The 14,882-nt window shown below is 74.2% G+C and carries 4 protein-coding genes; all 4 read right to left on the bottom strand.

The features are described 5' to 3' along the window. Position 1: 1 nt before the first annotated feature. Positions 2 to 10,921: an amino acid adenylation domain-containing protein gene (locus tag ACIQGQ_RS18155; protein WP_402396743.1), complete on the bottom strand. Its 10,920-nt coding sequence runs from the start codon at positions 10,919 to 10,921 to the stop codon at positions 2 to 4. 57 nt (positions 10,922 to 10,978) lie between these two features. Continuing rightward, the gene (locus ACIQGQ_RS18150) at positions 10,979 to 12,775 is read right to left on the bottom strand and encodes an ABC transporter ATP-binding protein (RefSeq protein WP_402396741.1); all 1,797 of its coding nucleotides are present in this window, start codon (positions 12,773 to 12,775) and stop codon (positions 10,979 to 10,981) included. A 46-nt stretch (positions 12,776 to 12,821) separates the two neighbouring features. Continuing rightward, the gene (locus ACIQGQ_RS18145) at positions 12,822 to 13,871 is read right to left on the bottom strand and encodes an iron-siderophore ABC transporter substrate-binding protein (protein ID WP_402396738.1); all 1,050 of its coding nucleotides are present in this window, start codon (positions 13,869 to 13,871) and stop codon (positions 12,822 to 12,824) included. A gap of 157 nt (positions 13,872 to 14,028) precedes the next feature. After that, positions 14,029 to 14,871 (bottom strand): ABC transporter ATP-binding protein, encoded by an 843-nt coding sequence (locus tag ACIQGQ_RS18140; RefSeq protein WP_402396735.1) that lies wholly within the window; start codon positions 14,869 to 14,871, stop codon positions 14,029 to 14,031. Between the last annotated feature and the right edge of the window lie 11 nt (positions 14,872 to 14,882).

The following is a 14,882-nucleotide window of genomic DNA, read 5'->3' as shown; positions in this document are numbered from 1 at the left end:
GTCAGGAGCTCTCGTCGAGGTGGCGGGCGATGGCTTCCGGGGTTCGCAGGGTCAGCAGGTCGCGGATGGTGACGACGGGGCCGTACTCGCGGCGGAGCATCCCGGTCAGCCGTACCGCCAGCATGGAGTGGCCGCCCAGGGCCACGAAGTCGCTCACCGCGCTCACCTCGTCGTCGTCCAGGTCCAGTGCCTCGGCGAAGAGTTCGCAGACCGTGGTCTCGGTCTCCGTCTCCGGGCCGCGTTCGGACGCGGTGGTCAGGGCGCCGAGCGGCCGTGCCTCCGGCAGGGCCCTGGTGTCGGCCTTCCCGTTGACGGTCAGCGGGATGGCGTCGACGCGGGCGTAGTGGGTCGGGCGCAGGAAGTCCGGCAGCCGGGCGCCCACGTCGGCGGCGACCCGGGCCAGGTCGGCGCCGTCGAGCACCAGGTGGGCGGCGAGCCGGTACCCGCCGTCGATGCCGGGATCGGGCTCGGCGACGACGGCGGCGAACCGCACCGCCGGATGCGCGGCGAACGCGGCCTCCACCTCGGCCGGTTCGACCCGGTGGCCGCGGATCTTGACCTGCTGGTCGGTCCGGCCCAGGTAGGCGAGGTTGCCGTCGGGGCGACGGACCACCAGGTCGCCGGTGCGGTACATCCGCTCACCGGGCCGGCCGAACGGGCAGGCCACGAAGTGGCCGGCGGTCAGGGCGCTCTGCCCGAGGTAGCCCCGGGCGATCCCGGTGCCGGAGACGTACAGCTCGCCGGGGACCCCGTCCGGCAGCGGGCGCAGCCACGGGTCGAGCACGTACACCTCGGTGTTGTCGATGGCCACGCCGACCACCGGGTCCTGGCAGTCGAAGGTGCCGACGCCGAGGGTGTTGATGGTGTATTCGGTGGGTCCGTACAGGTTGTAGCCGACGGTTCCCTCGGTGTCGATGAGCCGCTGCCACAGCTTCGGGGTGACGGCCTCGCCGCCGAGCAGCACCAGCGCGGGCCGCCGCTCGGGGTCGTCGAGCAGCCCCTCGGCCACCAGTTGCTGCGCGTACGTCGGGGTCACGTTGACGACGTCGATGCCGTGGTCGCGGCAGTACTCGACGAGCCGGGGGGCGTCGCGGCGCAGCTCCTCGTCGCAGATGTGCACCTCGTGGCCGTCGGCGAGCCAGAGCAGCTCCTCCCACGACATGTCGAACGCGAACGACACGGTGTGCGCGACCTTGAAGACCCGGTGGCCGTGTTCGGCCAGGACGGGTTCGAAGATCCGCCGCTGATGGTTGACCAGCATGTTGGTGAGTCCGGCGTACTCGGTCACCACGCCCTTGGGCTTCCCGGTCGAGCCGGAGGTGTAGATGGTGTACGCGGGGTGGCGCAGCCGGTCCGGGTCCCCGGGGGCGAAGGTGGTGTACGGCTCGGCGTCGGGCAGCGGGCGGTCCAGGACGATGTGCTCGCCGCCGATCCGGTGGGCCACCGCCTCGACGGTGAGGACGGCGTCGGGGCGGGCGTCCGCGACGATGGCGGCGATCCGCTCGTCCGGGTGGTCCAGCTCCAGCGGTACGTAGGCGGCGCCGACGCGCAGTACGGCGAAGAGGGCCACGAGGGAGTCGAGCGAGCGCGGCACGGCCAGGCCCACGGTCCGCTCCGGCCCGATGCCGCGTGCGGCGAGTACGCCCGCCAGCCGACGGCTGCGGTCGCGGAGTTCGGCGAAGGTGAGGCTCGCTCCGTCGGCGACGAGCGCGGTCCGGGACGGGGTGCGGCCGGCCGCCCGGTCGAAGCGGTCGACGACGGTGTCCGTGCCGATGCCGGTGCGCGGGGCGGGTTCGGGGGCCGGGGCGGCCCCGGGGAGCGCGCCCACCGGTCCGGTGGAGCGGGCGAGGTCCGCGAGGACGCGCAGGTAGTCGTCGAGGAGGCGGCGGGCGCCGGCCGGGTCGTCGTCGCGGTGCTCCAGCTTGACGGTGAGCCGGTCGCCGGGGGTGACGACCCAGGTGAACGGGTAGTGGGTGGAGTCGTCGGCCCGTACCGCGGTGATGCCGTGGCGGGCGTTCATCGCGGCGAACGCCTCCTGGTCCAGGAAGTTCTGGAGCACGAAGAGGTTGTCGAACAGGGTGTCGTGCCCGGCGGCCCGCTGGATCTCGCCGAGCCCCAGGTGCTCGTGGTCCATCGCCTCGACCCGGGCCGTCTGCACGGCCGACAGGTAGGCGCCGACCGTGTCGCGGGGCCGGGCCCGGGTCCACATCGGCACGGTGTTGAGGAGGACGCCGACGATGTCGGAGTGGCCCTCGCCCTCGCGGCCGGAGACGGTCACCCCGAACACCGCGTCCTCCCGGCCGGTGCGGGCGCCCAGGAGCAGTCCGAGGCCGCCGGTCAGCACCGTGTTCAGGGTGACGCCGTGGGCGGCGGCCGCGTCCCTCAGCAGTTGGGAGAGTTCGGCGGACATGGTGTGCGTCAGGGCGCGCGGCAGGGTCTCGGGGAGGTCCGGGGCGGCTGCGGCGAGCAGGGTCGGTCCGGACAGTTCCGCCAGGTGACCGGCCCAGAAGCGGTGTGCGGCGGCCGGGTCCCTGGCGGCCAGGGTACGGGCGTACTCCTCGAAGCCGGGCACGGCGGGGGCGGCGGCGAGCGGCTCGCCCGCCAGGACGGCCTCGTACGCGGCGAACAGGTCGCGCAGCACGATCTCGCGGGACCAGCCGTCCCAGAGCAGCAGGTGGTAGCTGAGCAGCAGCCGGTCCCCGCCGTCCGGCGGCCGGACCACGGTCAGCCGGATCAGCGGCGGCTCGCCCGGGTCGAAGCCGGTCTCCCGGTCGCGGGCGCGCAGTTCCTCGGCCGCCGCCGCGTCCGCCACCTCGACCGTGCGGACGGCGATTTCGCGCCCGGCGCCGAGGAGCTGGACGGGGTTGCCGTCGTCGTCGGTGGTGAATCCGGCGCCGACGACCGGGTGCCGGGCGATCACGTACGCCATCGCCCCGGCGAGCGCGTCGGGGTCCAGGCGCCGGTCGAAGGTGAACCAGCTCTGGGCGACGTAGTGTCCGGCCGTCCCCGCCAGTTGGGCCTGGAAGTACAGGCCGCGCTGGAGGGGGGTGACGGGGGCGGTGCGCTCGGCGGTGGCGGCGGCGTCGGCGATCCGCTCCAGGGCCCGCAGCCAGTGCCCGGTGACGGTGTCGGGGACGCCCTCGGCGAGGGTGAACTCGGCGTGCAGGCCGCCGGTCGCCGCGTCGGTCCAGGCGTTGACCTCGACGGCGTACGGGGTGGGCTGCTCGGCGCCGGTGATCCGGGGGACGTCCGACTCGCCGCCCCGGCCCAGGTAGTTGAGGAGCACCTGGGGGCGGACGGTCAGCAGCGGGGCGGTCTGCGGGTCGAGGTGGCGCAGCCGTCCGTAGGCGAGGTGTCCGCGCTCGTCCGGGCGGCGTTCGGCCACCTCGCGGGCGGCGGCGACCGGGTCGGTGTGCGGGGTGAGCCGGACGGGGGCGATGGAGGTGAACCAGCCGACGGTGCGGCTGTAGTCGTGGTGCTCCAGGACCGGGGTGCGGCCGTGCAGCTCCAGTTCGACGGCGAGGTCGGTGGGTGTGGCCTGGACAGCGGTGAGCGCGGTGCGCAGGGCGCCGCACAGCAGCTCGGTGAGGCCCGTCCCGAGGGTGGTGGGGGCGGTGCGGGTCAGCCGGTCCGCCGTCTCCGGCGGGAGTACGGCGGTGAGCGTGCGCGGGCGGTGGACCTCGGGCAGCAGGGGTGGTGCGGCCAGGGTCTCGATCCAGTGGCCGAGGCTGCCGGTCTCCTGGGCGGTGTGGACCGTCAGCGCCTCGGCGTACTCGGCGTAGGAGGTGGTGGGCGGGGCCGGGGTGGTGCCCGCGAGGTGGGCGGCCAGGTCGTCGAGGACGATCAGCCAGGAGACCGCGTCGACGGCGAGGTGGTGGGCGGTGACCACCAGGGTGCGGCTCGGGGCCAGCCAGGAGAACACGACGAGCCGCCCGGTGGCGGGGTCGAGCCGGTCGGCGGCCTCGTTCGCCGCCGCCGTCGCGTCGGGGGCGGCGCTGGTCGCCACGTCGGCCTCGGGGGCGGGTCCGGTGCGCAGGGTCCACACCCCGTGCTCGGTGGTGAGCCGCAGCCGCAGCGCCGGGTGCGCCGCGAGGAGGGCGGTCGCGGCCCGCCGCAGGTCGGCGGGACCGATGCCCTCGGCCACCTCCAGGGTCCGGGCCTGGGCGAACCGGTCGAGCGAGCCGCCCAGTTCGCGCTGGCGCAGGATGACCGGGGTGGCGGGCAGCGGGCCGTCCTCCCGGCGGGCCGGTACGGGGGCGGCGGGCTGCGGGGCGCGGGCGGCCAGGTGGGCGGCGAGGGCGCGCGGGGTCTTCCGCAGGAAGACGTCGCGCGGGGCGATCGGCAGGCCGAGCGCGCGGGCCCGGTTGATGACGGTGATGGCGACGATGCTGTCGCCCCCGGCGGCGAAGAAGTCGGTGTCGGCGTCCACGGCCGCGCCGGGCAGCGCGTGGGCGAAGATCCCGACCAGCGCGGCGAGCGCGTCCCCGGCCACGGCGTCCGCGGAGGACGGGGCTGTGGGGGCGTCGTCGTGCGCGGCGCGGGCGGCCAGGGCCGTACGGTCCAGCTTGCCGTTGACGGTCAGCGGCAGGGCGTCCACGGTCAGCACCCGGCCGGGCACCATGTGCGCGGGCAGCGCGGCGGAGAGCCGGGCGGTGAGGTCGGCGGGGGCCCGGCCGACCACATGGGCGACGAGGTGGTCGCCGCTCCCCGCCACCGTGACGGCGGCGTCCACCACCCCGTCGAGCGCCCGGAGCGCCGCCTCCACCTCGCCGGGCTCGATCCGGAACCCCTTGAGCTGCACCTGGTCGTCGGCGCGGCCGGCGAACTCCAGCTCGCCGTCGAGGGTGCGGCGGGCCAGGTCGCCGGTGTGGTACATGCGGGAGCCGTCGGCGGCGAACGGGTCCGCCACGAACCGGCCCGCGGTGAGCCCCGGCCGCCCGAGGTAGCCGAGCGAGACCTGGTCGCCGGAGACGTAGATGGCACCCGTCCGGCCCGGCGGGACCGGGCGGAGCCGGTCGTCCAGGAGGTGGACGGTGAGCCCGGGGACCGGGCCGCCGATCGGGCTGGCGTCGGTGCCGGGCGCGAGGTCGGCCCCGGTCAGCACCCGGTGGGTGACATGGACGGTGGTCTCGGTGATCCCGTACATGTTGACCAGTTCGGGGGTGCCGGTGCCGTACCGCTCGGCCCAGCCGCGCAGCCGTGCCGGGTCCAGCGCCTCGCCGCCGAAGACGATCCGGCGCAGCGCGGTGAGCGGTGCGGCGGCGAGCCGGTCGGCCTCGATGAACTGGTAGAACGCGGACGGGGTCTGGTTGAGGACGGTCACCGCGCGGTCCCGGACCAGCCGGTGGAAGTCGGCCGGGGAGCGGGTCAGCGCGTAGTCGGGGACGAGCAGTTCCCCGCCGTGGACCAGTGCGCCCCACAGCTCCCAGACCGCGAAGTCGAAGGAGAAGGAGTGGAACTGCACCCAGACGTCGTCGGGGCCGAAGCCCATGGCGGGCCGGGTGTTGGCGAGGAGGGCGACCACGCTCGCGTGCGGGACGGCGACGCCCTTGGGGCGGCCCGTGGAGCCGGAGGTGTAGATGATGTACGCGGGGTCCCGCGGGCGCGGGCGGGTGGCGGGTACGGGGGCGGCGGGGGCGGCTTCCTCGCCCTGGACGAGGATCCGGGCCGGTACGCCGGTACGTTCCAGGAGGCGGGCGAAGCGGTCCCGGTGCTCCCGGTCCACGAGCACGGCCTGCGGGGCGCAGTCGGTGAGGACGTACCCCAGCCGCTCGTCCGGGTACGCCAGGTCCAGCGGTACGTAGGCGCCGCCCGCGGCGACGACGGCGGTCAGGGCGACGACCTGCTCCAGGGAGCGGGGCACGGCGACGGCGACCCGGCTCCCGGGGCCGACCCCGGCCGCCCGCAGGACGTCGGCCAACTCGTCCTTGGCTGCCATCAGTTGGCCGTAGGTGAGGGATCTGGTGGCGCCGTCGAGGGCGCACTGGATGACGGCGGTGGCCTCGGGGTCGCGGCGCGCCGCGGCATCGAGGAGGGCGTCGAGCGTTCCCGTGGTCCGCTCCGGGAGCGCGGCGGGGGCGGTGGCCGCGGCGCGGACCGGGGCGTCCGGGCGGGTGAGCAGGGCGGTGAGGGTGCGGGTGAAGGTGCGCAGGATGCCTTCGGCGCTCGCGGGGCGCAGCAGGGCGCCGTCGTGGATGAGCCGGAAGAGGGGGCGGTTGTCGGGGGTGCGTTCCACCACCAGGGTCAAGGGGTAGTGCGGGGCGCCCTCGTTGGTGATGCGGGTGATGGCGAGGTGGTGGCCGGGGGCGCGCAGGGTGTCCGGGTCGGTGGCCACGTCGAAGACGACGAGGGTGTCGAAGAGCGGTCCGGTGCCGGCCCGGCGGGCGATCCGGGCCAGGGAGACGTGCTGGTGGTCGCGGACCGCGTCCTGGTGGGTCCGTACGGTGGCGAGGAGTTCGGCCGCCGTGGTGGTGGCGGTCCAGCGGGCGCGGACCGGGACGGTGTTGATGAACAGGCCCACCATGTCGGCGATGCCGGGGAGTTCGGCATCGCGTCCGGAGACGGTGGAGCCGAAGACGACGTCCGTGGTGTGCAGGAGGCCGCCCAGGGTGAGGGCCCAGGCGCTGTGCACGGCGGCGCTCAGGGGGACGCCGGCCGCGCGGGCGGCGGTGTCGAGGTCGGTCCCGGCCGGGGCGGTGGTGTCGGCGAAGTGCTCGGAGGGGGTGTGCCCCTCGGCGACGAGGGAGGGTCCGGGCAGTCCGGCGAGTTCGCCGTGCCAGATCCGTTCGCTCTCCTCGTGGTCGCGGGCGGCGAGCCAGCGGGCGTGGGCGCGGTGGTCGCCGAGCGGGTGGGTGGTGCCCGGGGCGTGGTACTCGGCGAGCAGAGCGCGGAGCATCGGGGGGACGGACCAGCCGTCGGCGACGATGTGGTGCACGGTCTGCACCAGGACGTCGCGCCCTGCGCTCGCGCGGATCAGGGTGTAGCGCATGAGCGGGCCGGCGGCCAGGTCGAAGCCGGAGCGGCGGTCCTGTTCGACGAGGGCGCGGATCTCCTCGTCGGTGATGCCGGGGCGGTCCAGGACGGTGAACGGTGCCTCGGCGCCGCTCTCCAGGACGGCGACGACGCGGCCGTCGGCGAGGGCGGTGAACCGGGCGGCCAGGTTGGGGTGGAGGTCGAGCAGCCGGGTGGCGGCCGCCGCGAGCCGGTCCGGGTCGGCCTCGCCCTCCAGGGTGAGGAGCTGCTGCTCGACGTAGCTGCCGGTCGCCTCGTCGTCGAAGACGGAGTGGAAGTACAGGCCCTCCTGGAGCGGGGTCAGCGGGAGGACGTCGAGCAGGGCAGGCCCGTCGAGTTCGTCGACGTCGGCCTGGGTGAGGGGGACGAGGGGGAAGTCGCCGGGCGAGTGGCCGCCCTCCTCCAGGGCGGCGAGCCCGGTGAGCGCGGCGTGGAAGTGGGTGCCGAGGGCGGTGATGTCGTCCTCGGTGAACCTGCCCTCGGCCCAGGAGACGGTGGTGACGAGCCGGTAGGCGCCGTCCTCGCCGGGTTCGGCGATCGCGTTGAACTCCAGGGCGCGCGGCAGCCGCATCCCCGGGTCCCGCTTCTCCCCCAACTGCCCGGTGCTGCTGGTCAGTTGCCAGTCGCCCGGGGTGCCCGCGTCGAAGCGGCCCAGGTAGTTGAAGAGGACCTGCGGGGCGGGGGCGGCGGGCAGGGCTCCGGTCAGATGGCACAGGACGCCGTAGGAGAGGCCGTTGCGGGGCACCGCGGCGAGCTGGTCCTTGACCGCCTTGAGGGCGGCGGCCAGCTGTCCGGGGTCGGTCGGGTCGGTGGCCGCTCCGGGGTCCACGGTGACCGGGAACAGGGTGGTGAACCAGCCGACCGTACGGGAGAGTTCGGGCTCGAATCCGGCGGCGTCGGCCACATGGCGGGCCTCGCGGCCGTGCCCCTCCAGCTCGATGCGGGCGAAGCTCTGGCCCTGGCCCAGGTCGCGGCGGAAGCGGGCGAGGGCGACGGCGAGGGCGGTCAGCAGTACGTCGTTGACGCCCGCGTGGAACGCCGCGGGGACGGGGCCGAGCAGGGCGGCGGTCGCCCCGGGGTCCAGGGTGAGGGTGCGGACGCGTTCCCGGGCCACGGTGTCGGCGGCCTCGGGCGCACGGCGGGCGAGGGGGGCGTCGGGGCCGGGCTGCGGGGTGTCGTAGTACGCGCGGTCGGCCTCGAATCCGGCCCGCTCCAGCAGCTGGGTCCAGCGGCGGAACGACGTTCCCGTGGGCGGGAGTTCGACGGCGGCGCCCTCGGCGTACTGGCGCCACGCGGTGGCCAGGTCGTCCATCAGGATGCGCCAGGACACCCCGTCGACCACCACATGGTGGGCGACCAGGACCAGTTGGCGTTCGGCGCGGCGCCACACGGCGCGCAGCATGGCACCGGCGTCCGGGTCGAGGCCGCCGGTGGCGAGCGCGACGCAGTCGGCGGCCGGGAGGTCGCTCTCCTGCCAGACGGGGTCGGCCGCCCGGGTGGGTCCGGGGATGTCGAAGCCCCAGTGCTCCCCGCGGACCAGCCGGGCGCGCAGCATGGGGTGCCGGTCCAGTACGGCGGCGAGGATCGCGTCCAGCGCCTGTCCGGTCAGCTCCGCCGGGGTGTTGAGGACGACCGACTGGACGAATCCGTCGATCGCGTCGGTGGTCTTGCCGAGCCACCGCACGATCGGCAGTCCGGCGACGGGCCCGGTGGCGAGGTCGCCGTGGTCGACGGCGGCGCTCTCCTCGCGGCTCGCCACCGCGGCGAGCGCCCCGAGGCGGCTGTGGGCGAAGATCTGCCGCGCGGTGACATGGAGGCCCCGCTCGCGCAGGGCGCTGAGCAGCGAGATGGCCAGGATGCTGTCGCCGCCGAGCTGGAAGAAGTCCTGGTCGGTGCCGGTCCGTTCCAGTCGGAGCACCTTCGCGGCGGCGGCGCACACCAGCCGCTCCTCCTCGGTGGCGGGCTCCGCCGCGCCGTCCGTGGCGATCACGGGTTCGGGCAGGGCGCCCCGGTCGAGCTTGCCGTTCGCGGTGAGCGGGAACTCGGTGAGGACCACGAGGTGGGCGGGGACCATGTACTCGACCAGGTGCCCGGCGGCCCACTCCTTGACGGCCTCGGCCCGCAGCCCCTCGTGGCCGGCGGCCGGGATCACGTAGCCGATCAGATAGGTGCCGCCCGCCGTGTTCTTCCTGGCGACGACGCAGCTGTGCCGTACGCCGGGGTGTTCGGCGAGGGACGCCTCGACGTCCTCGGTCTCCAGCCGCATGCCGCGGATCTTGATCTGGTTGTCGGCGCGGCCGAGGAAGTCCAGGGTGCCGTCCGGGGCGAAGCGGGCCAGGTCGCCGGTGCGGTAGAGCCGGGAGCCGTCGTCGGCGAAGGGGTTGGCGACGAACCGGGAGGCGGTCAGGGCGGGGGCGTTGACGTAGCCGCGGCCCAGCAGGAGGCCGCCCGCGTACAGTTCGCCGCCGACGCCGACCGGCACCGGGCGCAGTTCGTCGTCCAGGACGTACAGCTGGGTGTTGGGGTTGGCCCGGCCGATCGAGGTGGAGAGGCGTTCGGCCTCGCCCCGGTAGATGACGTGGGAGACGCCGATGGTCGTCTCGGCCGGCCCGTAGCCGTGGTAGAGCGGGATGTCGAGCCGGGCGCGGAACCGCTCGTACAGCTCGGGGGTGAGCACCTCGCCGCCGCACCAGACGTGCCGCAGGCTGTCCAGGCGGCCGGAGTCGCCGGCGATCTCCAGCAGGACGTCCAGCATGGAGGAGACCAGATAGGTGAAGGTGACGCGGTGTTCGGCGATCACGCCGAGGAGGTGGTGCGGGTCGCGTTCGCCGCCGGGGCGCAGGATCACCAGCCGGCCGCCGGAGACCAGCGGCAGGAAGATCTCGTTGATGGAGATGTCGAAGGAGAGCGGCGCCTTGAAGAGCGAGGCGTCGTCGTGGCCGAAGTGCAGGATCTCCTCGACCTGCCACAGGAGGCGTTCGCTGATCGCCTCGTGGCGGATCATGGCGCCCTTGGGGCGGCCGGTCGAGCCGGAGGTGAAGATCACGTAGGCCAGGGCGGTGCCGGGGACGGTGATGCCCGGCGCCCGGTCCGGCAGGTCCCCGTAGGCCCAGTCGTCGAGGTCGACGGCGACCGTCTCCGGCTCCCCGTCCGGGTGCTCGCCGGTCCTGCCGAGCTGGAGCGCGACCCCGGCGTCCTCGACGACGACGGCGCGCCGGGTGGCGGGCCACTGCGGGTCGAGCGGCACGAAGGCGCATTCGGCCTGGAGCACGGCGAGGAGCCCGATCACCATCTCGGCCGACCGGCCGAGCGAGATGCCGACGACCCGCTCGGCGGTGAGGCCGCGCCCGGTCAGATGGTGGGCCAGCTGGGCGGAGTACGCGGCGACCTGCCGGTACGTCAGGACGCGGTGCTCGTCGATCACCGCGACGGCGTCCGGCCGGGAGCGGGCCTGCTCGCGGAACATCTCCATGAGGGTCGGGCGGGGCCTCTCGGCCCGGTTGTCGTTCCACCGGGCCAGGGCTTCGAGCCGGGCCGCCGCGTCGGACGGGGCGATGGTGCCGAGGGGGCGGTCGGGGAAGTCGGCCAGGTCGTCAAGGGCGAGCTGCGCATCGGCGGCCGAGACGCCCTCGGGAGCGGTGACGGGGAGGCCGTCCGCCCCGGCCGGCCAGTCGTCCCCGTCGGACGGCCCATCGCCCGCGGCGTTCTTGTCGACCTGTCGGAGGAGGTCGGGGAAGAGGGTGCCCGGGGTGAGGTCCATGCCGTCGGGGCCGAGGCCGGTCGCCCAGTACGACAGCCCGATGGCACAGGCGGTGGCGACGGTCCGGTCGCCGTAGTCGCCGGTGCGGCGGCGCAGGCCGGCCAGGCGGGCGGGGGAGAGCAGTACGCGCGGGGCGCTCGGTTCCGTCATCGAAGACTCAGCATCCTTCCGAGGTATGCAAGTTAGCCTAGCCTAACTAAGGCTTACCTAACTACCTTCTCGCCAGGCCCGCCACAGGCGCGCGTACCGGCCGTCGAGCGCCACCAACTCCGCGTGCGTGCCCTCCTCCACGACCCGCCCCGCGTCCAGCACGGCGATCCGGTCCGCCGCCATGGCCTGGGTCAGCCGGTGCGCGACGAAGAGCGTCGTCCGGCCCTCGCAGGCGGCCAGCACCGCCCGTTCCAGCTCGGCCGCGCCCTCGCTGCCCGCCTCGGCGGTCGACTCGTCGAGCACCACCACGGGCGAGCGGCCCAGCACCAGCCGGGCCAGCGCGATCTGGGCGACCTTGGTGACGTCGAGGCGCTCACCGCCCTCGCCGACGGCGGTGCGCACCCCGTCCGGCAGCGACTCCGCCCAGCCCCCGGCACCCACCGTGCGCAGCGCGGCCAGCAGTTCGGCGTCGTCCGCGCCGGGGGCGGCCAGCCGCAGGTCCTCGGCGAGCGGCCCGGAGAACACATGCGTCTCCTGCGTCAGGATGGTCACCAGGGAGCGCGCGGCTGCCTCGTCCAGATCGGCGAGGTCGTGCGGCCCGATCCGGACCGATCCGGACCCCGGCCTTCCGATCCCGGCGATCAGCGCGGCCAGCGTCGACTTCCCGGCCCCGGTCGCCCCGACCAGGGCGAGCGAGCCGCCGGCCGGGATGGACAGGTCGACGTCCCGCAGAACGGGCTCCTCGGTGCCGGGGTAACGGAACGTCAGCCCGCGCACCTCCACCGGGAGGGGGCCGTCGTCGCCCCGCGCGGCGGAGGCGTCGCCCACCAGCCGCTCCTCGGCGGGCTCCCCCACCACCCCGACCAGCCGGGTCAGGCTCGCACCGGATTTCTGCGCCTCGTCGAAGGTGAACATGATGGCGCCCAGCGGGGTGAACAGCCGGTGGAACATCAGCGGGGCGGCCGAGACCTCGCCCAGACTCGCGGCCCCGGCCTCCAGCAGGACGTACCCGACGACGACGATCAGGGTCAGGCCGATGAACTCGGCGCGGTTCTCCCGGCCCACGAACCGGCCGAAGAACCGGAACACCTCGACGCCCAGTTCCCGCACCCGCCACGACTCCCGGTCGACCTTCCCCCGGAAGTCCTCCTCCAGCCGGTAGGCCCGGACGGTGTCGATCCCGTTCAATCCGCTGATCAGGGCCTGCGCCCGGTCGGCCTGGGCGACCCGCTGGCGGCGGTAGAGCGGTGCGGAGCGGGGCAGGTACCAGCGCAGGGCCAGCGCGTACGCGGGCAGCGCCCCGGCACCGGCGAGCCCCAGGCGCCAGTCCAGGCCGAACATTCCGGCCGTGGCGATGACCACCAGCACCCCCGCCGAGAACACCGTGGGGATGGCGGCCCGGATGCCCTTGGAGATCACCGCCACGTCGTCGCCGACCCGGGAGAGCACATCGCCCCGGCCGACCTCCTCGACGCGGGCGCTCGGCATGCCCAGCACCGCGCGGACGGCGCCCTCCCGCAGCCGGGCGAGCAGATCGGCACCCAGCCGCCCGATGAGATACGTGGACGCGGCGGTGACCACCGCGCCGAGCAGCGCGGCGGCCACCATCAGCCCGCCGATCCCGACCAGCACCGAGGACGGCTCACCCTCGGACACCCCGTCCACCACCCGGCTCAGCAGCAGCACCGGGAGGATCTGGAGCGCGGCACCGACGACCGTGGTGAGGACGGTGGCGGCCGTGAGCCAGGGGGCGCGGCGGCAGTGCGCCGCGACCCATCCGACGGCCTCGCGCCCCGTCGCCGTACGCAGGGTCGCCGGGGCGGGGACGGAAACGGGGGCGGGGACGGTACTCACACGCGAACCGAATCTCTGCGGGGACGGGAGGGTCCGAACGGCACGGCTACGAGGCCGACTTGACGAGTTCGTCGATCGCGTACGGCAGGGACAGCAGGGTTCCCTGGGACATCGCCGCGCCGACCGCCGGGCCCTCGCTGTCCAGCAGGTAGGAGACCTTGCCCTTCTTGACCGCGGACAGGTTGGCGAACAGCTCGAACTTCTTCAGCGCCTCGGTGTCGGCCTTGTCGTTGACGACGAAGATCCGGTCGACGTCGACCAGGTCGACCCGCTCCGGGGAGAGCGTGGTGTAGAACTTCCCGCCGGCCACCTCGTCGATCTTGGTCTGGTAGGCGAAGCCGGTGCCCGTCACCAACCGTCCCCGTACGTCGGTGGAGGTGAACGGCGCGACGGAGTCCTTGTACCAGGACAGGACGACGGCGGTCTGCTTCGCGAACTCCGGATGGGCCTTCTTCGCCGCGTCGAGCTTGCCCTGGATACCTTCGACCAGCTTCTCGCCCTCGGCCTCCTTGCCGAGCGCCTTGGCGATGTGCACCGCGTTGTCCTGCCACGGGGCGCTGAAGGGCTCCTTCTCCCCCTTGGTGCGGCCGACGGTCGGGGCGATCTTCGAGAGCTTGTCGTAGGCCGCCCGGTCGATCTCGGAGTAGACCGCGATGATCAGGTCCGGCCGGAGGGAGGCGATCTTCTCGTAGTTGGGGCCCGCGTCGCCGTTGCTCATGACGACCTCGGGGCGGGTGTCGCCCCACTTGTCCTTCACCCAGGGCCACTGGGTGTTGATGTCGGGGGATTTGCCCGCCGGGTTCGGGTACTGGTCGACCATGCCGACCGGCTTGACGCCGAGCGCCAGGATGGCCTGGTCGTCCGTGTAGCCGACCGAGACGACGCGCTTGGGCGCCTTGGTGATCTCCGTGGACCCGAACGCGTGCTCCACCGTGACCGGGAAGGCGCCGGTGGAGGCGGCCGGGGCGTCCTCGCCCTTCGACTCCGCCGTGTCGGAGCCGCAGCCCGTCAGGAGGCCGACGCCGAGCGCCGCGGCGGAGAGTACCGCCGCCGTCCGCCGCCAGGACCGCACACGCGTCGTTCGATGGAGAAGCATCCGGAATCCCTTGCTTTCATTCGGCCTGCCGCGCCTCACAACGAGGGCGGCCAGACCCTGTCCCACTTTAAGTGAGGGTAGCCTATCCTAAGTTCTTAATTCTCTTCCGCCGGACCCGAGTTGGGGCCCGTACGGCACCGTGGCGCGTGACGACCGGTCAGGGTCCGGTGTGCGTGCGGCCGATCGGCACGACGAGCGGCCGGCCGCCCACCGGGTCGTCGATCACCGCGGCGTTGAGCCCGAAGGCCTCCCGCAGCAGCTCGACGGTGACCACCTCGCGCGGGTGCCCCTGCGCGAGCACGGAGCCCGCCCGCATCACGACGAGGTGGTCGCTGTAGCGGGCGGCCAGATTGAGGTCGTGCAGCACCATGACCACGGTGCGGCCCGACTCGTGCAGGTCGTCCACCAGATCGAGTACGTCGACGGCGTGGGCGAGGTCCAGATAGGTGGTCGGCTCGTCCAGCAGCAGCAGGTCGGTCCCCTGCGCCAGGGTCATGGAGATCCAGACGCGTTGGCGCTGCCCGCCGGAGAGCGAGTCCACCGGGCGGTCGGCGAGGTCCGAGACCCCGGTCATGGCCAACGCGCGCGCCACCACTCCGGCGTCGTCCGACGACCACTGCCGCAGCCAGCTCTGGTGCGGATGGCGCCCCCGGGCGACCAGGTCGGCGACGGTCAGCCCCTCCGGCGCGAGCGGCGACTGCGGGAGCAGCCCGAGTTTCCTGGCCACGTCCCTGGTCCGGAGGCCGGCGATGTCCTCGCCGTCCAGCACGACCGTCCCGCCGTCCGGCCTGAGCAGTCGGCTCAGGGTGCGCAACAGGGTCGACTTCCCACAGCCGTTGGGGCCGATGATCGTGGTGATCACCCCGGTGGGGACCTCCACGTCCAGCCCCTCGATGACGGTGCGCCCGCCGTACCCGACGGTGACGCCCCGGGCCGCCAGTCGTGGCGCCGCGCTCCGCCGGTCCGCCGTTCCGGCCGGGGTGATGAACCGAGTGGCCACAGGGCCTCCTT

It is taken from the genome of Streptomyces sp. NPDC092952 (genome assembly GCF_044754785.1).
GTDB lineage: Bacteria > Actinomycetota > Actinomycetes > Streptomycetales > Streptomycetaceae > Streptomyces.
This window is presented reverse-complemented; position numbering and strand designations above follow the sequence as displayed.